Source organism: Kitasatospora sp. NPDC097643 (genome assembly GCF_040302625.1).
Lineage (GTDB): Bacteria > Actinomycetota > Actinomycetes > Streptomycetales > Streptomycetaceae > Kitasatospora.
This window is the reverse complement of the sequence record NZ_JBEOSA010000061.1, coordinates 1-25,251: the sequence shown is the minus strand read 5'-3', so window position 1 is coordinate 25,251 and position 25,251 is coordinate 1. Positions and strand designations below refer to the sequence as shown.

The window sequence follows — 25,251 nt, the reverse complement described above, 5'->3', positions numbered from 1 at the left end:
GCCGTCAGATCCCCAACTCCCGTTCCCCGACAGCCCGAAGCCCACTCTCCGACGGCGTCCGCACGCTGAACGTAATGCCCCGTGCGGCACCCGTGGGAGCGGCCCTGGCGAAACGCCACCTTTCGCCACCCCCAGGAGTGAACCGAAGCAATGACGCACACGCTTCACTAGGTAGTCCCGGCGGTCCGGCATATGCGGACTGCCAAGTCCCCGCCGAATCCCGGCAGTCCCGGCAATCCACCGCAGTCACAGGCGAGTTTGTCGGCCACCCGGTCGGCGGCCGCCTCGCGCACCCGACGATCCGGCATCGGCGCCGCCCACCACAAGGCGGCGCCCGAGGCGCACCACCACAACTGGCGCACTCCGCACGCTGCGCGCCGCCACCGCACAACGCACCACGCAACGGACAATCAACACAAAGTCACCGTCCCGTAACCATCGGCAACCAGAACCTGTTGGGGGAGGCATGGACAACCTGTTCGGCGAACTTCGACTGGGGCACCTGCGGCTGACACCGCTGGGCGCGCGCCGCCGCACCAAGGTCACCGCGTCCCAGGCCGCCGCGGAGTACACCGGCCGCTGGGGCTGGGCGGTCGCCGTCGGCGACCCGGCGGACTCCGCCACCGCCCCGACCCGCTGTCCCTGCGGCACCACCCGCTGCGCCGCCCCCGGCCTGCACCCCGTCCCCGGCGGCGAGGGCGCGACCCGGACGGCCGGCGCCGAGGGCTCGGTACTGTTCCCCACCGGCCGCGCCTTCGACGTGCTGGACGTCCCTGAGCAGGCCGGCCTCCAGGCCCTGGTCCGGCTGGAGCGGATGGGCACCCAGGTCGGCCCGGTGCTGGCCGCACCCACCGGACGGCTGCAGTTCCTGGTCGCCGCCGGCACCGCCCGCCGACTGCCCGACCTGCTGTACCGGATGGGCTGGGACGACGCCGCGCTCGACCTCACCTGCCACGGCGAGGGCAGCTACGTCGCCGCCCCGCCCACCGTGCTCGGCGCCCTCGGCCCGGTCCGCTGGCTGCGCCGCCCCACCCGCGACAACGCCGGCTGCCCGCCCGAGGCCCGGCTGCTGCTCGGCACCCTCGCCTACGCCTGCCACCGCGGCCGCGAGCGCACCGCCGAACCCGCCTGGCTGGCCTCCTAGCAACACGCCGAAGGGCCCGCCCCCAGCGGGAGCGGACCCTTCCGACGAGCGGAACGACGACCGGCGCGACGGCCGGGAACGTCAGTCCCCGATCAGCGCGTCCACGAAGGCGCCCGGCTCGAACGGCGCGAGGTCGTCCGCCCCCTCGCCGAGGCCGATCAGCTTGACCGGCACGCCCAGCTCGCGCTGGACCGCGATCACGATGCCGCCCTTGGCGGTGCCGTCCAGCTTGGTCAGCACGATGCCGGTGATGTCCACCACCTCGGCGAACACCCGGGCCTGCACCAGACCGTTCTGGCCGGTGGTGGCATCCAGCACCAGCAGCACCTCGTTCACCGGACCGTGCTTCTCGACGACCCGCTTGACCTTGCCCAGCTCGTCCATCAGGCCGGTCTTGGTGTGCAGTCGGCCGGCGGTGTCCACCAGCACGGTGTCGGCGCCCTCGGCGATGCCCTCCTTGACCGCGTCGAAGGCGATCGAGGCCGGGTCGCCGCCCTCGGGCCCGCGCACGGTCCGCGCGCCGACCCGCTCGCCCCAGGTCTGCAGCTGGTCCGCGGCGGCGGCGCGGAAGGTGTCGGCCGCACCGAGCACCACCGTGCGGCCGTCGGCGACCAGGACGCGGGCCAGCTTGCCGGTGGTGGTGGTCTTGCCGACGCCGTTGACGCCGACGACCAGGACCACGGCCGGGCCCTCCCCCTGCTTGACCGAGTGGACGGTGCGGTCGGCGTCCTTGCCGATCAGCTCGACCAGCTCCTCGCGCAGCAGCCCGCGCAGCTCGTCCGGGCTGCGGGTGCCGAGCACCTTGACCCGGGTGCGCAGCCGCTCGACCAGCTCCTGGGTGGGGGCGACGCCGACGTCGGCGGTCAGCAGGGTGTCCTCGATCTCCTCCCAGGTGTCCTCGTCCAGGTGCTCGCGGGAGAGCAGCGAGAGCAGGCCCTTGCCGAGCGAGTTCTGCGAACGGGACAGCCGGGAGCGCAGCCGGACCAGTCGGCCGGCGGTGGGCTCGGGGACCTCGACGGGCGGGGCCGCCTCGGCCTCGGCGACCTCGACGGCGACCTCGGCCGGGGCCTCGGCCTCGGGAAGTTGCACCTCCTCGACGGTGCGGCGGGGCTCCTCGGTCGGCGGCGCGGCCTCCTCGCCGACCTGGGGCTCCGGCGGGGTGGTCGGAGGCGCCGTGATGACCGGCGCCTGCGACTTCGGGGGCAGCTGCTGGCGTCGTCTGCCGGAAACGACGAGGCCTGCGATCGCGGCGACGGCGATCACGGCGATGACTACGGCAAGGATCACGTATTCCATAACCCGTCCAGTATCCGTGACCGGGGCCCGGACGGACCGCAGCCGGACTACGCCGATGCGGTGCGGACGGCCTTCGGCCGCTCCCGGTGCTCTTCGCGCAGCCGCTGGCTGATCACCTGGGAGATGCCGTCCCCCTTCATGGTCACCCCGTAGAGGGCGTCCGCGGACTCCATGGTCAGCTTCTGGTGGGTGATCACGATCAGCTGGGAGCTCTCCCGCAGCTCCTCCATGATCGCGATCAGCCGGCGCAGGTTGGTCTCGTCCAGCGCCGCCTCCACCTCGTCCATGACGTAGAACGGGCTGGGCCGCGCCTTGAAGATCGACACCAGCAGGGCGACCGCGGTCAGCGAGCGCTCCCCGCCGGACAGCAGCGACAGCCGCTTGACCTTCTTGCCGGGCGGCCGGGCCTCCACCTCGACCCCGGTGGTCAGCATGTTGTCCGGATCGGTCAGCACCAGCCGGCCCTCCCCGCCCGGGAACAGCCGGGCGAAGACGCCCTCGAACTGGGCGGCGGTGTCGTGGTACGCCGAGGTGAACAGCTGCTCGACCCGCTCGTCCACGTCCCGGACGATGTCCAGCAGGTCGCGCCGGCTGCGCTTGAGGTCGTCCAACTGCTCGCCGAGGAAGGTGTGGCGCTCCTCCAGCGCCGCGAACTCCTCCAGCGCCAGCGGGTTGACCTTGCCGAGCTGCTGGTACGCCCGTTCGGCGGCCTTCAGCCGCTTCTCCTGCTCCGCCCGGACGTACGGGTACGGCTCGCCCGGCTCCTGACCCTCCTCCGGCGTGGACGGCGGGACGGGCTGGTCCGGCCCGTACGAGCCGAGCAGCGCGCCGCCGTCGATGCCGAACTCCTCCAGCGCCCGGGCCTCCAGCTGCTCGATCCGCAGCCGCTTCTCGGCCCGCAGCACCTCGTCCCGGTGGCCGGCGTCGACCAGCTTGTCCAGCTCCTCCTTGAGGCCGCGGCCCTGCTCGCGGTGCGCCCGCAGTTCGGTCTCGCGCTCGGCGCGCGCCTGTTCGACCGCCGCCCGCCCGGCGTCCGCCCGGGCCAGCGAGACCTCCAGGCAGGCGAGCAGCTGCCGGGCACCGGCCGCGACGGCGTTCGCCACCCGGGCGTCGTGCTCGGCGCGGCGACGGCGCTCGGCGGCCCGGGCACGCGCCTCGCGCTCGGCGCGGGCGGCCCGGTCCAGCTGGTCGGCCCGGCCGGCCAGAGCGCGGCCCCGCTCCTCGTGGGTGCGCACCGCGAGCCGGGCCTCCAGTTCGGCCTGCCGGGCAGCGCTGGCCGCCTCGGCCAGCCGCTGCTGATCGGTGGCGTCCGGCTCGTCCTCGCCGGCCTCCGCGGACTCCTCGGCCACCGCCAGGCGTTCGGCCAACTCCTCAGCGGCAGCGAGCAGTTCGGCCAGACCCTGGTCGGCCCGGGCCGCGGCGGCCGACAGCCGTTCGGCCTCGCCCGCGGCGGCCCGGGCCTGTCCGCCGAGGCGGCCGAGCGCGCCGGCCACCTGGGCCCGCTCCTTCTCCGACTGCCGCTGCTGGTCGGCTAGTTGCTCCACTGCGGCGGCCGACTCCCGGCGCTGCTCGGTGAGTTCGGACAGCCGCTCGGCCGATTCGGCGCAGCGGAGGGCCAGTTGGTCGATCGCCCGGGCGGTCTCGTCCACCGCCGCCTGGGTCTCCAGCAGGCTGGGCGCGCCGCCGGAGCCGCCCTGGGCGAAGCCGGCGCCCAGCCGGTCCCCGTCGGCGGTGACGGCGGTCAGCGCCGGGTTTTCGCCGAGCAGCCGCAGCGCCTCGTCCAGGGCGCCGACGGCCACCACTCCGGCCAGCAGGGTCCGGACGGCGGCCGACAACCCGGCCGGGCCGTCGACCAGATCGGCCGCCCAACGGGCTCCGTCCGGCAGCCCACCCGCCGGGGCGGCGGTGGCAGGCCCACCCGCCGGGGCAGCGGCGGCAGGCCCGCCCGCCGGGGCGCCCGGCCCTGGCGCGCCCGCGATCAGCAGCGCGGCCCGCCCGGCGTCCTGCTCGCGCAGCAGCCGCAGCGCCTCGACGGCGGTGGCGGGCGAGTCGACGGCCACCGCGTCGGCCGCTGCCCCCAGCGCCGCGGCGACCGCGACCTCGTACCCGGGTTCGATCCGCAGCAGCGCGGCAGCCGGGCCGAGCAGCCCGATCAGCCGCTCCCCCGCGTCGAGCAGTGCGCCGGTGCCGTCCTTGCGGCGCAGTCCGAGCGCCAGCGCCTCGTGCCGCGCGGTGAGCCCGGCCCGGTCGCGTTCGGCCGCGCCGGCCGCCTCCCGGGCGGCGGCGAGGTCCCGTTCGACGGCGGCGAGCCCCTCCCGGGCCGCCCGGTACGCGGCGTCGGCCTGCTCGTCCGCCCCGGCAAGACCGTCGACCTGCTGCTGGAGCTGTTCGAACTCGCCCTGCGCGGCCCCGGCCCGCAGCAGCGCCTCGTCCCTGGCCTCGGTGAGCCGGCCGATCTCGGCCTCGGCCGACGCCGCCTTGGAGCGGGCCGCGGTGGCCTGCCCCTGCAACCGGGCCAGGCCCTCCCGACGGTCCGCGATGGCCCGGGCGGCGTCGCGCAGCCGGCGCTCCTCGGCGGCCAGCTCGCGCTCCAGCCCGCCCTTGCGTTCGACCGCCTCGGCCAGCGCGTACTGCGCCTCCTCCAGCGCCTCGGCCAGCGCGGCCTCCTCCTCCCGGACCCGCTCGGCCTCCCGTTCCAGCTCCTCCGGGTCGCGGCCGCGCCGTTCCTCGGCCGCTCCCCCGGCGGCGGCGTGCCGGGCCCTGGCCTCGGCCAGCCCGATGGTGCCGCGGCTGCGCTCGGCGAGCGCGGAGAGCCGGTACCAGGTCTGCCGGGCGGCCTCCAGGCTCGGACCGAGCTGCTGGACCTGCGCCTCCAGGACGGCCTCGCGCTGCACCGCGCGGGCCAGCTCCTGCTCGACGGTGGTCCGGCGCAGCCGCAGCGCCAGTTCGTCGGCGACCTCGGCCTCGACGGCCTTGCGCAGGGTGAGCAGGTCGTCGGCGAGCAGCCGCAGCCGGGCGTCGCGCAGGTCGGCCTGGATGCCGGCGGCCCGGCGGGCGATCCTGGCCTGTCGGCCGAGCGGTCCGAGCTGGCGGCGCAGTTCGGCCACCAGGTCCTGGACGCGGTTGAGGTTGGCCTGCATCGCGTCCAGTTTCCGCAGCGCCTTCTCCTTGCGCTTGCGGTGCTTGAGCACGCCGGCCGCCTCCTCGATGAAGGCCCGGCGGCCCATCGGGTCGGCGTGCAGCACGGAGTCCAGCTGGCCCTGGCCGACGATGACGTGCATCTCGCGGCCGATGCCGGAGTCGGAGAGCAGCTCCTGGATGTCCAGCAGTCGGCAGGTCTCGCCGTTGAGGGCGTACTCGCTGCCGCCGTTGCGGAACATGGTCCGGGTGATGGTCACCTCGGAGTAGTCGATCGGCAGGGCGCCGTCGGCGTTGTCGATGGTGAGGCTGACCTCGGCGCGGCCGAGCGGGGCGCGCCCGCTGGTCCCAGCGAAGATGACGTCCTCCATCTTGCCGCCGCGCAGCGACTTGGCGCCCTGCTCCCCCATGACCCAGGAGAGCGCGTCGACGACGTTCGACTTGCCGGAGCCGTTCGGGCCGACCACGCAGGTGATGCCGGGCTCGAAGCGCAGGGTGGTGCTGGAGGCGAAGGACTTGAACCCGCGCAGCGTCAGACTCTTCAGGTGCACGCGGCCGGTCTCCTCGTCGCTCGCCAGGGGCCCCAGCGGCGACTGTATCCCCCGGCGGCCGAGCGTTCCGGACCCGGACACGACGAAGGGACGCCACATCAGGGCGTCCCTTGCAAGCTGCGTCCCTTGCGGGGCGGCTCAGTGCACAGCGGCGTCGATCGGGGAGGACCGGGCGGGACTCAGGTGAGAGCCGGCTCCCGCTGATCCAGATCGATGCTGTTGAGCAGCGAGTGCTCGTCAGCGACAGCGGTGAGCGCGTCGTTCTCAGCCTGCATCCGCAGGAGCTCGGCTTCGAGGTCCTGGACGCGCTGCTGGAGCCGTCGCATCTCGGAGAGCATTCGCGGGTCGGGGCCGCCGACGTACCCGAGAAGCGCCTTTGCCATGATGAATGGTCCTCCACGCTGAGTGACCGAACCGGAACGGTACAGGTCTAGGGGGAAGGGGGACGCACGCGCGGCGCGCCACCCGAAGTGCTGGCTGGGCACTACGGCACAACCACCGTGAGCTGGGCTCACGAGGGCATGCGCCTGCCGGGAAAACGCGGTCGTGTGCGCGGGCTTCCAGCGTCTCACCAAAGACGGAAAGGGTCAACACGATCACCGCACGCTACCGCGCCCCTGTCACCTGCCTGGCGGTGTCGTCACGCCGGGGGCTCGCGGGTCGGGTCCACCACGTGCTCGTGGATCATCGTTCGATGCGGAGTCAACCACGAGTCTGCCCGGATGGCAACCGCATGACACCGGCAGTTGCGGATCATTTCCGGTCCGCGCGGCCACGGCCCTTGCGCGGCAAGGCTCAGCGGATCTCGAAGCCCTCGTAACCGGTGCCGACGGCCGTCCAGATCTCGGTCACCCCGCTGACCCGGCCCGGCGTGTCCGGGCCGCGCAGCAGCGCCAGCAGCAGCTCGCAGTCGGGGGCGAGCCCCTCGGCCACCACCTGCACCCGGCCGTCGCCGAGGTTGCTGGCGTAGCCGGTCAGGCCGATCTCCAGCGCCCGCGCCCTGGTCCACCAGCGGAACCCGACCTGCTGGACCTTCCCCCGGACCCAGGCGGTCACCCGGATCGGTTCCTCACTGTGGGCGTCGCGACCGTGCATGCCCCGACCCTAACCGTCGAGTCGTGCGGTCACAGCTCCACCGGGCCCTCGACCGTCCAGCCCGGGGTGTGGACCTGCGCGTGCAGCTCGCCCCGGCGGGTCTCCTGCCCGCAGGTGCGGCAGACCAGGGCCGACTCGAAGGGGTGCGGCTCCTGGCCCTCGGGCGCGTGCTCGAAGGTGACCGGCGGCTCGGGCAGCAGCCAGCGGTCGCCCCAGGAGCGCAGTGCGTGGGCGATCGGCGCGAGGTCCCGCCCGGCCTCGGTCAGGTGGTACTCGTAGCGCGGCGGCCGTTCGCTGTAGGCCCGGCGCTCGACCACCCCGGCCTCCTCCAGCGCCCGCAGCCGCGCGGTCAGCCGGTCCCGGGGCGCCCCGGTGTTGCGGGCGATCCGGTCGAAGCGGTGGTTGCCGTAGAAGAGTTCCCGGACGGCCAGCAGCGCCCACTTGTCGCCGACGACCTGGAGGGTCGCGGCGATCGAGCAGGGTCGCCCGGGGACGGCGTTCGGCGTGCGGGGGGCCGCGGGTCGGGAGGTCACGGCGCCAGCCTGCCACACCGGGTTGCCTTCTCAAACCGATGCGGCCCCGCCGGAGGAACCGGCGGGGCCGCGGGGACGGTCAGCTCAGCGGGTCACCAGTCGCCGCCGCCACCGAAGTCGCCACCGCCACCGAAGTCACCGCCGCCGCTCCAGCCCCCGCCGCTGAAGTCCCCGGCGTTGAAGTCGGCACCGGTGTAGTCGCCGCCCTCGTACTGGTCCTGGTAGCCGTGCCCACCGTGACCGCCGTGGTCCATCACCGGCGCCGCGTAGGCCGGGGTGCTGATCATCGAGCCGAGCACGGTGCCGACCAGCAGGCCGGGCAGCAGGCCGCTGCCGAAGCTGCTGTAGTAGCCGCCCGCGTACGGCGCGTAGGCCGGGCCGGCGTTCCAGTACGGCTGCGGGCCGTGCTCGGTGTCGACGGTGCGGACCGCCGGGTCGAGGCCGGCCGCCACCCGGTCCGCGTCGGCCTGGCAGACCGGGACGGAACGGGCGGAGCCGCCGGCCGGGGCCCAGTCGACGTCCTTGACGGACGGGCCGTGCCGCGGGTCCATGAAGCACGGGGGGCGACGCTCGGGCAGCGGGCGACTGTCCCGCCGGGCGGCCAGGGTGGCCAGCGCGAACCGGCCGTCCTCGATCGCCTCGGTGACCTGCTTGACGTCCTCCGGCTTCTTGGCCTCGTCCATCAGCCGCTTGGACTTCTCGTACGCGTCCAGGGCGTGGCTGTAGTCGGTGCGCTGGGCGTCGTCGGCGTCGGCCGCGCGCGGGTTGAAGTCGAGCCGCTCCAGCTCGGTGCCGAAGGCGGTGATGTCCTCGTCGACGACGCGGCGCAGCTGCTCCAGCTCGGCGCGGGCCTGCTCCTCCTTGCGCTTCTTGGCGCGGCGGAAGAGGAAGAAGACGCCGGCGCCGGCCAGTGCCAGCAGCACGACCGGGATGACCACCCAGGCGATCGAGGTGCTGTGGTTGACCCCGGTGCCCTTGGTCTGCGGGGCGGCCTGGTCGACGAAGTCGTTCAGGGTGGCGTTGATGTCGCCCTTGTCGGCACGGCCGACGGCGCCCGAGATCCGCTCCGCGACGCCGACGCTCATCGCGCCGCGGTCGGCGTGGGCCAGGAAGCCGCCGGTGCCTCGCCAGACGCCGTAGACACCGTCGATGCCCACCAGGGTGCGCAGGTCCGTGAGGACGGTGTCCTTGTTGGCGGCGTCGGGGACGACCGCGATGAAGATCGGCTTGTCGGCCTTCTCGATCTTCTTGGTCAGGGCGTCCGCCTGGTCCTGGCTGAAGCGGTTCAGCATCGTCGGATCGACGTAGACCTGCCCCTTCTTCAGGGTCGCGGCGGCGTTGCTCAGGCCGCCGGCGGCCGAGGCCGAGGGCGCCAGGAGGAGCATCAGCCCGAGCAGCGCCGCCACCAGGGCAAGTGGCCCGGCGCCCCGGGTACGTCGAGCAAGGGTTCTCATGTCCCCGACGCTACCGCGACCGGGATCGGAGCACGGCATACCCTTCGCATACTGGTAGTGCCGGGATTCCCCGCCGTCCGCCGGGGCCGCTCCCCTTCTCGGGGATGATGTTTCCCCCAGCCGTCCCTGAAGCGGGTGGTCCGCGGGAACCGCCACCCCGGCCCGGACGTACGTCCCGGCGGGCGCGAGGCGCTCCTGGGGGTGCCCCGACCGTACCGCGCGGGCGGGCACAGTGGTCCCCGACCACTGGTCCCATTACCTGTTCTTGACCCATCTCCCGATCGGAGCGCTTGGTGATCATCGGCCTCGTCACCGCCGTGGCGGCATCCGCCTGCTACGGCACCGGCTCGGTCCTACAGGCCGTCGGATCCCGCCGTTCCGCCCGGGAGGAGGCCGCCAAGGGCAGCTCGACCGCGACCACCGAGCACGGCGGGCCGAGCCTGTCCTCGACCGCGAAGGCCGCCGTCACCTGGGAGTTCATCCTCGGCACGGTGCTCGACTTCATCGGCTTCGGGCTGGGTGCGCTGGCCGCGCGGCTGCTGCCGCTGTTCCTCTCGCAGACCATCATCAGCGCCAACCTGGTGATCACCGCGGTGCTGAGCATCAAGCTGCTCGGCATCCGGCTCAAGCAGCTGGAGTGGGCGTCGATCGGCGTGCTCTGCTCCGCGCTGGTGCTGCTGGCCGTCTCGGCCGGGCCCGAGGGCAGCCACCACGCGGACATGTCCTTCCACTGGTGGCTGCTGCTGATCACCACCGTGCTGCTGGTCGGCGGCAGCCTGCTGGTGCGGCGGATGGGCTCGAAGGGCGCGATCGTCGCCGGTCTGCTCTCCGGTCTCGGCTTCGGCGCGCTGGGCGTCGGCGTACGCATCCTGAACGGCGTCGACCCGTTCGAGCTCGGCCGGCTGCTCTCCGACCCGGCCCTGTACGCGATCCTGATCGGCGGCCTCGGCGGCATGTACGTGCACACCGTGGCGCTCCAGATCGGCTCGGTGAACGGTGCGACGGCCGCGCTCGTGGTCGGCGAGACGGTGCTGCCCGGCGTGGTCGGCGTGATCTGGCTCGGCGACTCCTCCAAGCCCGGCCTCGGCTGGCTGGGCGTGGTCGGCTTCGTGCTCGCGGTGGTCTCGGCGGTGGGCGTCGCCTACTTCGGTCAGGACACCCACGGCGGGCTCGGCGAGGAGGCCACCGACCAGCCCGAACTCGCCAAGCACTGACGCGGGTCAGCCCCCGCTGCGGGTCCGCGGCACGCGCTGGCAGCGGGGGCAGAAGTAGCTGGAGCGGTTCATCCAGGCGGCGCGCCGGATCGGGGTGCCGCAGCGGCGGCAGGGCTCCTGCTCGCGGCCGTACGCGTCGAGGTCGCGGGAGAAGTACCCGCTCTCGCCGTTCACATTGACGTACAGGCTGTCGAAGCTGGTGCCGCCGACGGCCAGCGCCGCCGTCATCACCGCCCGGGCGTTGGCGAGCAGCTCGGCGGCCTGCGGCCGGGTGAGGGTCGCGGTCGGGCGGTCGTAGTGCAGTTTGGAGCGCCACAGCGCCTCGTCGGCGTAGATGTTGCCGACGCCGCTGATCAGGGTCTGGTCGAGCAGCGCCCGCTTCACCGTGGTGCGCTTGGCCCGCAGCGCGGCCGTGAAGGCCTCGTCGTCGAAGCGCGGGTCGAGCGGGTCGCGGGCGATGTGCGCGATGGAGACCGGCGTGCCCTCCGGATCGCCCTCCTCGGCCTCCTCGACGGCGAGGCCGCCGAAGGTCCGCTGGTCGACGAAGCGCAGCTCGCGCCCGCCGTCGGTGAACCGCAGCCGGACCCGCAGGTGGATCTCGTCCGCCGTCGACGGGTCCTGGACGAGGAGTTGCCCGCTCATCCCGAGGTGGCCGATCAGCGAAAAGCCGGCGCCGGTCCCGCTCAGCGGCACCCACAGGTACTTGCCGCGGCGCTGCGCGGCGCCGAGGGTCGTACCGGTCAGCCGGGCCGCGAAGTCGGCCGCGCCGGCGGGCTGGCGGCGCACCGCGCGCGGGTGCAGCACCTGGACGTCGGCGACGGTCCGACCGGCGACCCAGTTCGCCAGACCACGGCGGACGACCTCGACCTCGGGGAGTTCGGGCACGGGAACAGGCCTCCTGCGTAAGGGATCGGCAGGAGGACAGGCTACTGCGTGGCGGCGGGCAGCCGGTCGGCGTACTTCTCCTTGATCGCCCGCCAGGCGCTCTCGGCGGCCTTCTGCTCGGCTTCCTTCTTCGAGCGGCCGACGCCGCTACCGAAGTCCTCGCCGGCCACCCGGGCCACCGCGGTGAAGGTCTTCTCGTGGTCCGGACCGGACTCCATGACCACGTACTCGGGCACCCCGATGCCCACCGAGGCGGTGAGCTCCTGGAGGCTGGTCTTCCAGTCCAGGCCCGCGCCCAGCTGAGAGGACTCCTCGATCAGCGGGTCGAACAGGCGGTGGACGAACTCGGTGGCGGCGTCCAGCCCCTGGTCCAGGTAGACGGCCCCGATCACGGCCTCGACGGTGTCGGCGAGGATCGACGACTTGTCGCGGCCGCCGGTGCCCTCCTCGCCCTTGCCGAGGCGGATGAACATGCCGAGGTCCAGGCCCCGGCCGACGTCCGCGAGCGCGCGGGAGTTGACCACCGCGGCGCGCAGCTTGGCGAGCGTGCCCTCCGGGACGTCCGGGTGGACGCGGTAGAGGGTGTCGGTGACCACCAGGCCCAGCACCGAGTCGCCGAGGAACTCCAGGCGCTCGTTGGTGGGCAGACCCCCGTTCTCGTACGCGTACGAGCGGTGGGTCAGGGCACGCACCAGAAGGGCGCGCTCGAGTGTGTACCCGAGGCGCCCTTCCAGGACGTCGTATTCGGTCGAAGCCGGCCCGCCGGCCTTGCCACCGCCCGAAGAACCCTTCGGGGCGGCGGACGCCTTGCGGGTGGAGTTACCGTCCGACATCGATCCGTGCACCCCGCCGATCAGACCGAGAGGACCTGGCGACGGTTGTACGTGCCGCAGCTCGGGCACGCGATGTGGCCCAGCTTCGGCTCGTGGCAGCGGTCGCACGCCACGAGGGCCGGAACGACGGCCTTCCAGTTGGAACGGCGGTGGCGCGTGTTGCTGCGCGACATCTTCCGCTTCGGAACAGCCACGGCTACTTCTCCTGGTTCTCGGCGAGACCCTCACGGGTGTCGCTGTTCTTGATCCCGTCACCCTCGTCGCCGGGGGCGGCGGAGAGTCCCTGCAGAGCCGCCCACCGGGGGTCGACGGCGTCGTGGTGGTGCGTCGGGTCGTCGCTCAGGCGCGCTCCGCACTCGGAGCACAGGCCCAGGCAGTCGTCCTGGCACACCGGCTGCAACGGCAGTGCGAGCACCACCGCGTCACGCAGCACCGGCTGGAGGTCGAAGAAATCGCCCTCCAGGCGGTAAGTCTCTTCTTCCGAGTCCTCGTCGAGGTCCTCGGCACCGGCGGTCCGGGCGCGGTGACGCTCGTCGGACTCCGGGTAGTAGTACAGCTCCTGGAAGTCCACGTCGATGTCGAAGTCGACGGGCTCCAGGCACCGGACGCACTCGCCCTCGACGTGGGTCTCGGCGGTGCCGGTGACCAGCACGCCTTCCACCACGGACTCCAGGCGGAGCTCCAGGGCGATCTCGCTCTTCTCCGGGACGCCGATCACGTCGATGATCCCCAGGCCCTCGGGGGCCTCCAGGGTCCGGGACACCTTGCGCATCGAGCCCGGGCGACGTCCGAGCTCGTGCGTGTCGAACACGAGGGGGTCGCGGTGGTCGAGGCGGTTCAAGGTGTCCTGACTTCCATGGGAAAACGATTGCGGCGGCGTACTCGTCGGGCGCTGCGCGGGCAAGCCGACAGCCCGACACGGAAAGGCCGGAGTGGTCAGACTACCGGAGACTCCCGCCAGGCCCAACTTCGGTCCCGTCAGGAACCTCCCCGGGCCTCGCGGGATCCGGCTCAGCGGCCGCCCAGCTCCCGGAGGCGGGTCATGTCGATCATGCTGGTGTCGAAGAAGCTGGTCTCGTCCAGGCCCTGCTGCTGCGGCACCGCCGGCGGGAGGGCGGGCTGCTGCGGGTAGCCTCCCCCGGCCTCCGGCTGGGGGTTCCCCCAGGCGTCGTACTGCTGCGCCCCGTAGCCCTGCGGCTGCTGTTGCTGCTGGTAGCCGTAGTCGCCGTGGTGCTGCTGCTGGGCCGCGTAGTCCGGTTGCTGCTGCTGGTAGCCGTACTGCCCCTGGTACGGGTCGCCCTGGCCGGCCGGGTCGAAGCCGCCGCCGTACACCTCGGCATACTGCCCGCCGGGCTGCTGGGCGGCCGCGTACTGGTCCGTGCCCGGCGCCTGCCAGCCCGCCGTGGCCGGGGTCTGCTCCGGCCAGGTCTGCTGCTGCGGCACCTCCTCGCGGTACCAGGCGATGTCGTCGCCGTTCTCGTCCGCGGCGAAGCCCGCGGCGACCGCCTCGGCCCGCTCCTTGGCCTGCTGCGCCTGGTCGGCGGCGGCCAGGTAGGCGCCCAGCTCGTCGATGGGCCGCTTGCCGAGCAGCTTGTCGCGGCCCTTGCCGACGGCCTCCAGGGTGGCGCTGAGGACGTTCTCCAGCGTGGCGAGCTTCACGTCGACGTACTCGTCGACCTCGGGGCTCGGGCTGATCCGCTGCGGCTGGAACTCCTCGCCGTCGGCCTCGCCGTCGAACTCGGTCTCGAAGACGCTGGAGTCGCCGCGCAGCTTGGTCCGGCCACGGCCGACCGCGCCGAGCGTCTTGGTCAGCACGACCTCGAAGTTGGCCAGCTTGCTGTCCACGTAGTCGTCGGCCTCGGCGCGCTTGGTCTCGACCTCGGCCCGGGCCTCGGCGAGGATCTGGTCGGCCTCGGCCTGGGCCCGGCGGACCACCTCGGTGTCGGAGATCAGGGAGCCGCGCTCGGCGTGCGCGCCCTGGATGATCCGCTCGGCCTCGGCCTGGGCGCCGGCCACCACCTGCTCGTGGTCGGCCATCACCGACTGGGCCTGGGCGAGTTCGGCGGGCAGCGCCGCCTTGAGGTCGTTGAGCAGGCCGATCAGCTCGGCCCGGTTCACCACGCAGGAGGCCGACATGGGCATCGAGCGGGCTCCCTCGACCGCCGCGACGATCTCGTCGACCTTGTTCTGCACGTCCACGGGGCTTCGTCTTTCCGTGTGCCGCCGACGGTCCGGCGGAGGCAGGCCCGGCGCGGTGGACCTCACCGCAGGGCAGGAGTACAGACTGTACGGCCACTGCCCGGCGAGGTCACAACGCCCGAGCCGGACCGGCCACCCGGGCACCGGACAATCCGTGACGAACCGGCAGAAACGGACGGCCTGTTCAGGCCCGCCGGGCCCTGTGCCGCCGGCCCGCTCCCCCGGCCCGCCGCTGCGGCTACTGCTCGGCCTTGCGCTCCGCGATCCGCTCGACCAGCCGGCGGTGCACCGCCTCCGGCAGCAGGTGGGAGACGTCGCCGCCGTACGAGGCGACCTCCTTGGCCAGGGTCGAGGAGAGGAAGCTGTAGGTCGGCGAGGTCGGCACGAACAGCGTCTCCACGCCGGTCAGGCCGTTGTTCATCTGGGCCATCTGCAGCTCGAAGTCGAAGTCGCTGACCGCGCGCAGGCCCCTGATGATCGCCGGGATGCCGCGCTCCCGGCAGTAGTCCACCAGCAGACCGTGGTGCGACTCGACCACCAGGTTCCCGAACTGGGCGGTGACCTCCTCGATCAGGGCGATCCGCTCCTCGACGCTGAACATGCCCTGCTTGTTCGGGTTCACCAGGACCGCGACATGCACCACGTCGTACAGCTTCGAGACCCGCCCGATGATGTCGAGATGACCGTTGGTGATCGGGTCGAACGAACCGGGACAGACGGCGCGGCGCATGGCGTGAATGCTCCCTCGTGGGGTGACGGCGACTGCGGGCCTCGCCCCGCTAGTCGTGTTGGCGGGCCTCGGCGGCGGCGCGACCGTACCAGAGCGTGCCCTCGCCGTACCGACGCGAGCGCAGCACGTCGAAGCCCTCGGGCCAGCCGAACTCGCCGCCTCGGGTGCTGCGCTCCACGGTGACGAGTGCGTCCTCCGCAAGCCAGCCCCCGGCCAGGAGTGTGATCAGCATCTCCCGCAGTTCGTCGTCCGTGACGGCGTACGGCGGATCGAGGAAGACCAGGTCGTACGGGGTCTCCGGGGTCGGCCCGGCGATCACCTTCTCCGCCTTCGCGGCCACCACCTGGGCGCCCGGCAGGCCGATCGTCCGGACGTTCTCCCGGATCACCCGGGCCGCCTGGCCGTCCGCCTCGACCAGCAGCACGTGCTCGGCGCCGCGCGACAGCGCCTCCAGACCGACCGCGCCCGATCCGCCGAACAGGTCCAGCATCCGGGCCCCGTGCAGGGTGCCGCGCAGCGCCTCCAGGGTGGAGAACATCGCCTCACGGGCCTTGTCGGAGGTCGGGCGGGTGCCCCGGCCGGGCGGTACGGCCAGCCGACGGCCGCCGGCCGCCCCGGCGATCACGCGGGTCATGGTGGTGGAAGGTCCTTTCGTCGCTGCCCGACCACGCTATCCCGCCCCGAGCCGAAGGGGCGCGCCGGTGCCGAAAGGGAGAAGCGAGGACGCCCGAGGAACGAGGGCGTTGGAGCGCCGACCGTCGGCACCGGGTCAGGAGCGCCCCGGAGGCGAGCGGGCGAGTAGCAGCGGGGGCCCCGCCGACGGATCGGTGGGGCCCCCGGGGTAACCGCTCAGCTCGCCTCGGAGCCCGCCGACTGGGCCGGGACCGTCGCGCCGAGCAGGGCCGGCGAGGCGTAGCGGGACCAGGACAGGCAGCCGTCGGGCGGGCAGAACTCGGGGCGGCGCGGGTCGTGCCCGAGCTCGCGCAGCTTGGTCCGGACGGAGTCGGGCGTGCGGCCGAAGCGGGCGGCGATCCGGGCGATCGTCTCGCCGTCGTGGAAGCGCCGGACCAGCTCCTCCTCGTGCTGCGGCACCCAGGGGGCGCCGTGGCCGGGGTACAGCTCGCGCAGCACGTCGCGGTCGGGGATGGGCTCGGAGACGTCGGCGACGATCGCCAGCGCCCGCAGCGCGCGGTTGAGCGCGATCCGCAGCGAGGCGACGTCCTCGACCGGCAGGCGGAGCTTGCCCGAGGCGAGCGGTGCGGCGGCCGCCCCCTCACGCCAGCCGGTCAGGGTGAGGGTGACCTCGCGGTCGTCGTCGCTGGCGAGTTCGATCCGGAAGACCTTGTCGCCCAGCGGGAGCTCGTTGAGATGACGGAATGCCATGGCAGGACCCCCAAGTGTCGTGCCAGGTACGCACCTTGAGGGTGCGTCCTGAACACCTTCATTCTCTCCCGGGGGTCTGACAATCCGGCCTCCGCGCGGAGCCGCTCAGCCCTTCTCCATGTAGGCCGCGCGGTCCTCGTCGAGCAGGCTCTCCAGCTCGGTGCGCAGCTCCGGGTGGGCGGCGAGCTCCGGGTCCTCGGCGACCAGCCGGGTGGCCTCGGCGCGGGCGGCGACGATGACCTCCTCGTCCTCCAGCACCGAGAGCACCTTGAGCGAGGACTTCACCCCGGACTGCGCCTGGCCCAGCACATCGCCCTCGCGGCGCTGTTCGAGGTCGATCCGGGAGAGCTCGAAGCCGTCCAGGGTGCCGGCCACCGCGTCCAGCCGGGCCCGGGCGGCGCTGCCCCCGGGCATGTCGCTGACCAGCAGGCACAGGCCCGCCGCGCTGCCGCGGCCCACCCGGCCGCGCAGCTGGTGGAGTTGGGAGACGCCGAAGCGGTCGGCGTCCATGATGACCATCGCGGTGGAGTTGGGCACGTTCACGCCGACCTCGATGACGGTGGTGGCGACCAGGACGTCCACCTCGCCGGCCGCGAACCGGCGCATCACCTCGTCCTTGGCCTCCGGGGCCAGCCGGCCGTGCAGGATCTCCACCCGCAGGCCGCTCAGCGGGCCCTTCACCAGCTTCTCGGCGGTCTCCACCACCGAGAGCGGGGGCCGCCGTTCGTCACTGGCGGCGCCGAGGTCGGCGATCTCCTCGAAGTCCTCCTCGGGCGCCTTGCGCTTGCGCTTCGGCCCGGCGGCGGGCTCCTCGTCCCCGATCCGGGGGCAGACCACGTACGCCTGGTGGCCCTTGTCGACCTCCTCGCGGACCCGCTCCCAGGCCCGGGTGAGGAAGTTGGGCTTCTCCAGCGCCGGGACGACATGGGTGGAGATCGGCGAGCGGCCGGCCGGCAGCTGGTCCAGCACGGAGGTCTCCAGGTCACCGAAGACCGTCATCGCGACCGTGCGCGGGATCGGGGTCGCGGTCATCACCAGCAGGTGCGGCGGCTGTTCGCCCTTGGCGCGCAGCGCGTCCCGCTGCTCGACGCCGAAGCGGTGCTGCTCGTCGACCACGACCAGACCGAGGTCCTGGAACTGCACCTTGTCCTCGATCAGCGCGTGGGTGCCGATGGCGATGCCGGCGTCGCCGCAGGCCATGTCCAGCAGCGCCTGCCGGCGGGCCGGGACGCCCATCGAGCCGGTCAGCAGCACCACCTTCGTCCCGAGCTCGGAGCCGCCGAGCATCCCGCCCTCCGCGAGGTCGCCCATCATCTCGACGATCGAGCGGTGGTGCTGCTGGGCCAGCACCTCGGTGGGCGCGAGCAGGACGGCCTGTCCGCCCGCGTCGACCACCGCGAGCATCGCCCGCAGCGCGACCAGGGTCTTGCCGGAGCCGACCTCGCCCTGGAGCAGCCGGTGCATGGGGTGCTCGGTCGCCAGGTCGGCGGCGATCTCGGCGGACACCTTCTGCTGGCCCTCGGTGAGGGTGAACGGCAGCCGGGCGTCGAAGGCGTCCAGCAGGCCGCCGGCCCGGGCCTCGCGCGGCTTGGCGGGCAAAGCGGAGTCGGCGGCCCGGCGCTGGGCGAGGGCGACCTGGAGCACGAAGGCCTCGTCCCAGCGCAGCCGGCTCTGGGCGCGCTCGCGGTCGGCCTGGCTGCGCGGGCGGTGGATCAGCTCCAGCGCCTCGGGCAGCGGGATCAGCTCGTGCCGCTCGCGCAGCTCGGCGGGCAGCGGTTCGCCGACCTTGGCGACGTACGAGTCGAGCGCCATCTCGACGCAGAGCGACAGCTTCCAGCTGGGCATCTGGGCACTCGCGCCGTACACCGGGATCAGCCGGCCGGCGAACTGCTTCGCGGCGTCCCCCGCCTCAGTCGATGCCGTGGCGTCCTCGTCGAGCAGCTGGTAGTCCGGGGAGACCAGCTGGCGGCTGCGGTTGAAGACGCCGACCTTGCCCGCGAACAGGCCCTGGGCGCCGGCCTTGAGCTCCTTCTGCCGCCAGCCCTGGTTGAAGAAGACCAGCGAGAGCCGGCTGCGGCCGTCGGTGACGACGACCTCCAGCCGGTCGCCCTTGCGGCCGCGGAACGGGATCAGGGTGACCTTCTCGATCCGGGCGAGCACGGTGACGTGCTCGTCGATCTCCAGGTCGTCCAGGCTGGTCAGCTGGCCGCGCTCGACGTAGCGGCGCGGGTAGTGGTGCAGCAGGTCCCCGACCGTGCGCAGCTTGAGGCTGTCGGCGAGCACCTTCGCGGTGCGGTCGCCGACCAGCTTGGTCAGTGGTTCATCGAGAGCGCCCATCAGGCCCCTGTTTACACCACGGGACCGACAAAACCCCGTGCTACTCGACCCCGATGAGCAACGGCGCGGACTCCTGGCCGCCGTGGAAGACCACCGCGTCGACCTCGGGCCGGTGGTGCCGGGCGTGCCCGACCAGCCGTTCGGCGAGCGCCTCGTCGGCGCCCTCGCCGAGGATCAGGGTGACCAGTTCGCCGCCCGCGCCGAGCATCCGGTCCAGCACGCTGGCGCCGACCTGCTCCAGCCCGGTGCCGATCACCGCGACGTCGCCGTCGATCAGGCCGAGCACGTCGCCGGCCTGGCAGACCCCGGCCATCGTCCACGACTCCCCTTCGGCGACGGCGAGTTCGGCGTACCGGGTGGCACCGGCGGCGGAGGTCATGGCGACCACGTCCTCGTCGAAGCGGCGGCCGGCCTCGTGCACCGCCAGCGCCGCCAGCCCCTGCACCGGCGACCGGGTGGGCAGCACGGCGATCCGGACGCCCTCCTCGCGCAGCTGGTCGGCGGCGGCCCCGGCGGCGGCGCGCAGTTCGGGGTCGTTGAGCAGCAGGACGACCTCGCGGGCGGCCGAGCGGCGGACGGCGGCGGCGAGCTCGGCGCTGGCCGGCGGGCGGTCCGGGTCGGCGTGCATCACGACCGAGCCGGCCTGTTCGCAGAGCTCGGCCAGGCCCTCGCCGGACACCACGGAGAGCACCGCGCGGGCCCGCTCCTCGCGTTCGCCGCGCTCGGCGGCGGCGCCGGAGCGGGCGGCGGCCTCGGCGAAGTGCGTGATCCGGATCTGGTGCGGGCGGCCGGCCTCGACCCCGGCCTCGACGGCGGCGCCCGCGTCGTCCACGTGGACGTGCACGTTCCACAGGCCGTCGCCGCCGCCGACCACCAGGGAGTCGCCGAGCCGGCCGAGCCGTTCGCGCAGCGCGGGCAGCGCCTCGTCCGGCGCGTCCAGCAGGTAGATGACCTCGAAGGCGGGGTGGCCGGGGCCGGGCGGGCGGACGTGCACCTCGCAGGACTCCAGCGCCCGGACGTCCCCGCGCAGCGCGACCGGGCCCATCGGCTGGTGTCCGGCGACGGCGTCGGCGAGCGCGCCGAGGACGGCCACCAGGCCGCGCCCGCCGGCGTCCACGACCCCGTTCTCGGCCAGCACGGCGAGCTGTTCGGGGGTGTGCCGCAGCGCGTCCCGGGCGGCCCGGTACGCGGTGTCGGCGACCTGCGCGAGCCCGTCCCCGGCCCGGACGGCCTCCCGGGCGGCGACCCGGGCGACGGTCAGCAGGGTGCCCTCGACCGGCTCGGCGACGGCCTGGTAGGCGGAGTCGGCGGCGCGTTGCAGGGCGGCCCGCAGCTGGTCGGCGCCGCCGCCCTCGGCGAGCGTCTCGGCGGTGCCGCGCAGCCACTGGGCGAGGATCACCCCGGAGTTGCCGCGGGCGCCGACCAGCGCGCCGCGGGCCATCGCCCGGACGGCGTCGGCCAGCCCGGGGGCCGGCTCGGCGGCCGGGTCGGCGAAGCGGCTCTCCACCTCGGCGGCGGCGGACTCGACGGTCAGGTAGAGGTTGGTGCCGGTGTCGCCGTCCGGGACGGGGTACACGTTGAGCGCGTCGATCTCCTCCCGGGCCTGGCCGAGCGCGCGCAGGGCGAGCTGGCACCAGGTGCGCACGGCCGGGGCGTCGAGCGTGTGCAGCACCAGGTCTCCTCCGGAACGGGACGCCGCGGTGGCCCGAGGGCAGCAGTACGTTCAAGGCCGCGGCGAGGGGTGATACCGGCAGGTTATCGGGGGCCGGGGAGCACCGCCCGGACCGGCGACCGAACGCGATCACCCCGCCGGTCATGGTAGTTTCGTTGAACGGGAGCAGGCGTTGTATGCTCTCCCGGTTGCCTGGAACAATCCAGGCTCACCCCATTTGTCCGGTCCGGTTCACGTGAGTGTTCTGGTGGGCAGGAGGGGTTTTCGAACGTATCTGATCTGAAGTCTTGGAGTGACTCCTGTGGCTGCCAACTGCGACGTCTGCGGCAAGGGGCCGGGCTTCGGCAACAGCATCTCCCACTCGCACCGCCGTACCTCCCGTCGTTGGAACCCCAACATCCAGACGGTGCGCGCTGTGATTGGGCGGACGCCGAAGCGGCTCAACGTCTGCACCTCGTGCATCAAGGCCGGTAAGGTCTCGCGCTGACGCGCAGACCGGTACGCCGGTCCTCCGGGCAACCGGTTCATCCCTCGGGATGAACCGGTTTCCTGTTTTTCCGGACCGGTCACGGTCCGCGACCACTCGTGATTACCAGCGACCGCTCATGATCGCCCGCGACCGCCCGTGACGGCCGTGGGCGGGCCCGCAGCACCGCCCACGGCCGCGCTCACTCAGCGCCAGCGCCAGGCGTGGTCGACCGGGCCGATCCCGGCGCCGAGCGCGAAGCCCCCGGCGATCGCGCCGGTGATGTACTCCTTGGCCGAGCCGACCGCCTCCGGCAGCGCCTCGCCCTTGGCCAGGCCGGCCGCGATCGCACTGGCCAGGGTGCAGCCGGTGCCGTGGGTGTGCCGGTTGTCGTAGCGCGGCGCCCGGTACCAGTGCACCTCGTCCGGCCCGCCGTAGAGCAGGTCGGCGGCCTCCCCCTCCAGGTGGCCGCCCTTGACCAGCACCCAGCGCGGCCCGAGGTCGAGCAGCGCCCGGGCGGCGTCCAGCATCTGCCCCTCGTTCTCGACGGTCCGGCCGGTGAGCTGCGTCACCTCGTGCAGGTTGGGGGTGGCCAGGGTGGCGACCGGCAGCAGCCGCTCGCGCACGGTGGCGACGGCCTCGGCCGCCAGCAGCGCGTCCCCGTGCTTGGAGACGCCGACCGGGTCGACGACCACCGGGGCGTCCACCCCGGCCAGCAGCTCGGAGACGGTCTCGACCAGCTCGATCGAGGCGAGCATGCCGGTCTTCACGGCCTGCACGCCGATGTCGTCGACCACACTGCGGAACTGCGCCCGGACGGCTTCGGCGGGCAGTTCCCAGTAGCCCTGGACGCCGAGCGAGTTCTGCGCGGTGACGGCGGTGATCACGCTCATGCCGTGGACGCCGAGGGCGAGCATCGCCTTGAGGTCGGCCTGGATGCCGGCGCCACCGCCGGAGTCGGAGCCGGCGACGGTGAGCACGCGAGGGGGTGCCGTCACACGGGGGGGTTCAGTCGAAACCATGAGGTCAACCTACCCCCGACGGGTCAGAGCACCGCTTCCGATTCCGCCCAGCGGTCCGCCGGCACCGTCTTCAGCCGGGTCACCGCCTCGGCGATCGGCACCAGCTCGATCTCGCTCCGCCGCAGCGCGGTGAAGTGCCCGAACGCGCCCTTGTGGACGGCCTCCACCGCGTGCCAGCCGAACCGGCTGGCGAGCACCCGGTCCCGGGCGGTCGGGATGCCGCCGCGCTGGGTGTGACCGAGGATGACCGGGCGGGCCTCCTTGCCGAGCAGGTTCTCCAGCTCGTGGGCGAGCCGGTTGCCGATCCCGCCGAAGGTCTGGTGGCCGTACTGGTCGAGCGCGCCGTGGTCGAAGCGCATGGTGCCGGGCTGCGGGGCGGCGCCCTCGGCGACGGCGATGATGGCGAACTTCTTGCCGCGCGCGAAGCGGTCCTCGACCATCCGGGCCACCGCCTCGATGTCGAAGGGCTTCTCGGGGATGAGGATGCCGTGGGCGCCGCCCGCCATGCCCGCGGTGAGGGTGATCCAGCCGGTGTGACGGCCCATCAACTCGACCACCATGACGCGCTGGTGGGACTCCGCGGTGGTCTTCAGCCGATCGATCGCCTCGGTCGCCACGTGCACCGCGGTGTCGAAGCCGAAGGTGACGTCGGTGGCGTCGATGTCGTTGTCGATCGTCTTCGGCACCCCGACCACGGGCAGTCCGGCGTCGCTGAACAACCGGGCCGCGGTCAGCGTGCCCTCGCCGCCGATCGCGATCAGCGCGTCGATGCCGATGTCCCGGGCCAGCGTCTGCGCGTTGTCCACCGCCCAGGCGATCCGGTCGCGCTGCACCCGGGCCGAGCCCAGGATGGTGCCGCCGAGGGTGAGCAGACCGGTGACGTCGTCGTGCGAGACGGTCCGGGTGCGGCCTTCGATGAGCCCGAGGAAGCCGTCCAGGATCCCGACGATCTCGTCGCCGTGCACATCCGTGCCCCGGTGCACCACGGAGCGGATCACCGCGTTGAGGCCGGGGCAGTCGCCGCCGCTGGTCAGGACACCGATGCGCATGGAGGTGTGCTCTTCCGGTCGCCGTGGTTGAGACCACCCGGGCCCGCCGGACGGACGGGGCGGGCGGGCTCGTACGTCGGCAAGCCTACGCGGAACACCCGGCCGGAACCCGGGAGCCGCACGCCGGGAGCGTCACGTGCCGTACCCGGCGTCCACCCCTCATCCGCCGTGCGCCGTACGTCATTCGGCGAAGTGGTCCCAGCCGCCCACGCGGTCCCAGGGCGCGCCGTCGACCGTCACCCGGCCGCTGCGCGATCCGGTCGGGCGGCCGGTCACCTCGCCCACCACCCGCCAGCGGGCCGGGAGTTGGACCCCGCGCGGGAAGGTCGCCACGATCGCGTGGTCCTCGCCGCCGGACAGCACCCAGACCAACGGGTCCACCCCGACGGCCTGTCCGATGTCGGCCATCTGCGCGGGGACGTCGAAGTCGGCGGCCTTCAGGTCGATGTCCACCTCGCTGGCCCGGGCCACGTGGCCGAGGTCGGCGACCAGCCCGTCGCTCACGTCGATCATCGAGGTGGCGCCCAACTCGGCGGCGGCCGGGCCCGCGTGGTACGGCGGCTCGGGCCGGCGGTGCGCCTCGACGAAGGCCCGCGGGGAGCGGAAGCCGCGTTGCAGCACGGTCAGTCCGGCGGCCGACCAGCCGAGCCAGCCGGTCACCGCGACCACGTCGCCGACCTGCGCGCCGGAGCGCGTCACCGCCGCGCGCCCCTGGAGGTCGCCGAGCGCCGTGATGGCCAGCGTGACGGTGTCGCCGCGCACCACGTCGCCGCCGACCACGGTCGCACCGGCCACCTGGCACTCGTCGCGCAGCCCGTCCATCAGCTCGGTGGCCCAGGTGGTGGGCAGGTCGGCGGGGGCGACCAGGCCGAGCAGTATCGCGGTCGGCACCGCGCCCATCGCGGCCACGTCGGCGAGGTTCTGGGCGGCGGCCTTGCGGCCGACGTCGTAGGCGGTGGACCAGTCCCGGCGGAAGTGCCGGTTCTCGATCAGGACGTCCGTGGTGGCCACCACCCGGCCGTCCGGCGCCTTCACCACCGCGGCGTCGTCACCCGGGCCGAGGTCGACCGCGTCGGTGAGCGGTACCCGGGCGGTCAGCTCCCTGATGAGTCCGAACTCGCCGAGCTCGCCCACGGTCCCCTGCATCTGCCGTCCTCTCGCGTTTCCATCACAACTCGTGCCGCATCGCGCTCCCCCCGCGCGCAGCGTACGCCCTTCGGAGGTGCGGAGGTCTCCCCTCCCCGGCCCACTGCGCGGTAGCGTGGTGATCAGCCTGCCGGTGAGCCCGTTTCCCACCCCGACGCCTGACCGGGCGATCACGGCGGCGTTCCCCGTAACCGGCCGCCGGGAGGCCCCCGTGGTACAGGCATACATCCTGATCCAGACCGAGGTCGGCAAGGCCAGCGCCGTGGCCGAGTCGATCTCCAAGATTTCCGGTGTGCTCACCGCCGAGGACGTCACCGGCCCCTACGACGTGATCGTCCGGGCCGAGGCGGGGACCGTGGACGACCTGGGCCGCCTGGTCGTCGCCAAGGTCCAGCAGATCGAGGGCATCACCCGCACCCTCACCTGCCCGGTGGTCCACCTGTAACCCCCGGCTACCATCGGCGGGTGGCCCGAGAACTCCGTATCCCCCGCGTCCTGGCGGCCCTGCCGGCGCCGGTCCGCTGGCTGGCCCTGCCGCTCGCGCTGACCTGCACGGTCGTGCTGCTGCTCGGCAGTTGGGGCGGCGCCGACGACGGCGTCGAGGTGCCGCAGCCGAGCGGCAAGGCCGCGGGGTACTGCCGCGCGCTCGCCGCCGCGCTGCCGCAGCAGCTGCTCGGACACCCCCGCCGGGACCCGTCGCCCGCCTCGCCGTACGTGGCCGCCTGGGACAGCACGCCCCGGACGGTGCTGCGCTGCGGCGTCGACCGGCCGGAGGAGCTGGACGGCGAGCACGCCAAGGACTGGTCCCCGACGGTCGACGGCGTCACCTGGTGGTCGCAGCAGCTCACCGACGGCGGCCACCGCTTCGTGACGACCATGCGCGCCGCCTACGTCGAGGTGACCGTGCCGGCCGGGGCCGCGCAGAACCCGTTCGACCCGGCCGCCGCGCTCACCGCCGCGGTGAAGGCGACCGTCCCGGGCTGAGCACGCACGCGAGAGGGGCGGGCCGGGGCCGGACTCGGGCTCCAGCTGCGTCAGCACTGCCTGGCGTTCTGCGAGGGGCTGACGCACCACCACACCGGGGAGGACTCCGCGATCTTCCCC

The 25,251-nt window shown here is 73.4% G+C and carries 24 protein-coding genes; 5 read left to right on the top strand and 19 right to left on the bottom strand.

Annotated elements, in window-relative coordinates; genetic code table 11:
* Nucleotides 1-466 precede the first annotated feature (466 nt).
* Nucleotides 467-1,144 carry a bifunctional DNA primase/polymerase gene (locus tag ABTY15_RS30545; RefSeq protein WP_350602330.1) on the top strand — a complete coding sequence of 226 codons (678 nt, stop codon included), beginning with the start codon at nucleotides 467-469 and terminating at the stop codon, nucleotides 1,142-1,144.
* 81 nt (nucleotides 1,145-1,225) lie between these two features.
* On the opposite strand, the gene ftsY is transcribed toward ABTY15_RS30545, so the two are convergent.
* The 6 genes from ftsY to ABTY15_RS30515 all read right to left on the bottom strand — a co-directional run bounded on the left by ftsY (nucleotide 1,226) and on the right by ABTY15_RS30515 (nucleotide 9,211).
* Nucleotides 1,226-2,440: a signal recognition particle-docking protein FtsY gene (gene ftsY / locus ABTY15_RS30540; protein ID WP_350602329.1), complete on the bottom strand. Its 1,215-nt coding sequence runs from the start codon at nucleotides 2,438-2,440 to the stop codon at nucleotides 1,226-1,228.
* A 47-nt stretch (nucleotides 2,441-2,487) separates the two neighbouring features.
* Nucleotides 2,488-6,129, bottom strand: a complete 3,642-nt coding sequence (smc, locus tag ABTY15_RS30535) for a chromosome segregation protein SMC (protein WP_350602328.1) — start codon at nucleotides 6,127-6,129, stop codon at nucleotides 2,488-2,490.
* A 179-nt stretch (nucleotides 6,130-6,308) separates the two neighbouring features.
* The gene (locus ABTY15_RS30530) at nucleotides 6,309-6,512 is read right to left on the bottom strand and encodes a hypothetical protein (RefSeq protein WP_045702518.1); all 204 of its coding nucleotides are present in this window, start codon (nucleotides 6,510-6,512) and stop codon (nucleotides 6,309-6,311) included.
* 412 nt (nucleotides 6,513-6,924) lie between these two features.
* Nucleotides 6,925-7,224: an acylphosphatase gene (locus ABTY15_RS30525; protein WP_350602327.1), complete on the bottom strand. Its 300-nt coding sequence runs from the start codon at nucleotides 7,222-7,224 to the stop codon at nucleotides 6,925-6,927.
* A 29-nt stretch (nucleotides 7,225-7,253) separates the two neighbouring features.
* Complete coding sequence (locus ABTY15_RS30520) at nucleotides 7,254-7,757, bottom strand: winged helix-turn-helix transcriptional regulator (protein ID WP_350602326.1); 504 nt, start codon at nucleotides 7,755-7,757, stop codon at nucleotides 7,254-7,256.
* 92 nt (nucleotides 7,758-7,849) lie between these two features.
* Nucleotides 7,850-9,211, bottom strand: coding sequence for a DUF4381 domain-containing protein (locus ABTY15_RS30515; RefSeq protein WP_350602325.1), 1,362 nt, complete (start codon nucleotides 9,209-9,211; stop codon nucleotides 7,850-7,852).
* A gap of 293 nt (nucleotides 9,212-9,504) precedes the next feature.
* Between ABTY15_RS30515 and ABTY15_RS30510 the strand changes: the two genes are divergently transcribed.
* A complete protein-coding gene (locus ABTY15_RS30510; protein WP_350602324.1) occupies nucleotides 9,505-10,425 on the top strand; it encodes a DMT family transporter in 921 nt (306 codons plus the stop codon).
* Between the two features lie 6 nt (nucleotides 10,426-10,431).
* Here the strand turns inward: ABTY15_RS30510 and mutM are convergent, their stop codons facing one another.
* From mutM to ABTY15_RS30460, 10 genes are all read right to left on the bottom strand, one after another.
* Nucleotides 10,432-11,310: a bifunctional DNA-formamidopyrimidine glycosylase/DNA-(apurinic or apyrimidinic site) lyase gene (mutM, locus tag ABTY15_RS30505; protein WP_350602322.1), complete on the bottom strand. Its 879-nt coding sequence runs from the start codon at nucleotides 11,308-11,310 to the stop codon at nucleotides 10,432-10,434.
* Between the two features lie 41 nt (nucleotides 11,311-11,351).
* The gene (gene rnc, locus ABTY15_RS30500; protein ID WP_350602320.1) at nucleotides 11,352-12,143 is read right to left on the bottom strand and encodes a ribonuclease III; all 792 of its coding nucleotides are present in this window, start codon (nucleotides 12,141-12,143) and stop codon (nucleotides 11,352-11,354) included.
* A 20-nt stretch (nucleotides 12,144-12,163) separates the two neighbouring features.
* On the bottom strand, nucleotides 12,164-12,337 hold the full coding sequence (gene rpmF / locus ABTY15_RS30495) for a 50S ribosomal protein L32 (protein ID WP_030056747.1): 174 nt from the start codon (nucleotides 12,335-12,337) through the stop codon (nucleotides 12,164-12,166).
* A gap of 2 nt (nucleotides 12,338-12,339) precedes the next feature.
* Nucleotides 12,340-12,984, bottom strand: a complete 645-nt coding sequence (locus ABTY15_RS30490) for a YceD family protein (RefSeq protein ID WP_350602319.1) — start codon at nucleotides 12,982-12,984, stop codon at nucleotides 12,340-12,342.
* A gap of 170 nt (nucleotides 12,985-13,154) precedes the next feature.
* A complete protein-coding gene (locus tag ABTY15_RS30485) occupies nucleotides 13,155-14,342 on the bottom strand; it encodes a F0F1 ATP synthase subunit B (RefSeq protein WP_350602318.1) in 1,188 nt (395 codons plus the stop codon).
* Between the two features lie 238 nt (nucleotides 14,343-14,580).
* The gene (coaD, locus tag ABTY15_RS30480; protein WP_350602317.1) at nucleotides 14,581-15,072 is read right to left on the bottom strand and encodes a pantetheine-phosphate adenylyltransferase; all 492 of its coding nucleotides are present in this window, start codon (nucleotides 15,070-15,072) and stop codon (nucleotides 14,581-14,583) included.
* A gap of 49 nt (nucleotides 15,073-15,121) precedes the next feature.
* Nucleotides 15,122-15,706: a 16S rRNA (guanine(966)-N(2))-methyltransferase RsmD gene (gene rsmD, locus ABTY15_RS30475; RefSeq protein WP_350602315.1), complete on the bottom strand. Its 585-nt coding sequence runs from the start codon at nucleotides 15,704-15,706 to the stop codon at nucleotides 15,122-15,124.
* Between the two features lie 215 nt (nucleotides 15,707-15,921).
* Nucleotides 15,922-16,455: a hypothetical protein gene (locus ABTY15_RS30470; RefSeq protein WP_350602313.1), complete on the bottom strand. Its 534-nt coding sequence runs from the start codon at nucleotides 16,453-16,455 to the stop codon at nucleotides 15,922-15,924.
* A 105-nt stretch (nucleotides 16,456-16,560) separates the two neighbouring features.
* Nucleotides 16,561-18,792 (bottom strand): ATP-dependent DNA helicase RecG, encoded by a 2,232-nt coding sequence (gene recG, locus ABTY15_RS30465; protein WP_350602312.1) that lies wholly within the window; start codon nucleotides 18,790-18,792, stop codon nucleotides 16,561-16,563.
* A 40-nt stretch (nucleotides 18,793-18,832) separates the two neighbouring features.
* The gene (locus ABTY15_RS30460) at nucleotides 18,833-20,464 is read right to left on the bottom strand and encodes a DAK2 domain-containing protein (RefSeq protein ID WP_350602309.1); all 1,632 of its coding nucleotides are present in this window, start codon (nucleotides 20,462-20,464) and stop codon (nucleotides 18,833-18,835) included.
* Nucleotides 20,465-20,765: 301 nt separating this feature from the next.
* Here ABTY15_RS30460 and rpmB point away from each other — a divergent pair, with 301 nt between their 5' ends.
* Nucleotides 20,766-20,951: a 50S ribosomal protein L28 gene (gene rpmB / locus ABTY15_RS30455; protein ID WP_344639849.1), complete on the top strand. Its 186-nt coding sequence runs from the start codon at nucleotides 20,766-20,768 to the stop codon at nucleotides 20,949-20,951.
* Between the two features lie 185 nt (nucleotides 20,952-21,136).
* Here rpmB and thiD read toward each other — a convergent pair whose 3' ends face one another.
* The 3 genes from thiD to ABTY15_RS30440 all read right to left on the bottom strand — a co-directional run bounded on the left by thiD (nucleotide 21,137) and on the right by ABTY15_RS30440 (nucleotide 24,147).
* Nucleotides 21,137-21,928: a bifunctional hydroxymethylpyrimidine kinase/phosphomethylpyrimidine kinase gene (thiD, locus tag ABTY15_RS30450; protein WP_350602307.1), complete on the bottom strand. Its 792-nt coding sequence runs from the start codon at nucleotides 21,926-21,928 to the stop codon at nucleotides 21,137-21,139.
* Between the two features lie 47 nt (nucleotides 21,929-21,975).
* Entirely contained in the window at nucleotides 21,976-23,001 is a 1,026-nt protein-coding gene (locus ABTY15_RS30445; RefSeq protein WP_350602305.1) for a 6-phosphofructokinase, read from the bottom strand.
* Nucleotides 23,002-23,181: 180 nt separating this feature from the next.
* Nucleotides 23,182-24,147, bottom strand: a complete 966-nt coding sequence (locus ABTY15_RS30440) for a thiamine-phosphate kinase (protein ID WP_350602304.1) — start codon at nucleotides 24,145-24,147, stop codon at nucleotides 23,182-23,184.
* A 211-nt stretch (nucleotides 24,148-24,358) separates the two neighbouring features.
* Between ABTY15_RS30440 and ABTY15_RS30435 the strand changes: the two genes are divergently transcribed.
* Nucleotides 24,359-24,592 (top strand): Lrp/AsnC family transcriptional regulator, encoded by a 234-nt coding sequence (locus ABTY15_RS30435; RefSeq protein ID WP_350602303.1) that lies wholly within the window; start codon nucleotides 24,359-24,361, stop codon nucleotides 24,590-24,592.
* 20 nt (nucleotides 24,593-24,612) lie between these two features.
* Nucleotides 24,613-25,131, top strand: coding sequence for a DUF3515 domain-containing protein (locus ABTY15_RS30430; RefSeq protein WP_350602301.1), 519 nt, complete (start codon nucleotides 24,613-24,615; stop codon nucleotides 25,129-25,131).
* The last annotated feature ends 120 nt before the right edge of the window (nucleotides 25,132-25,251 follow it).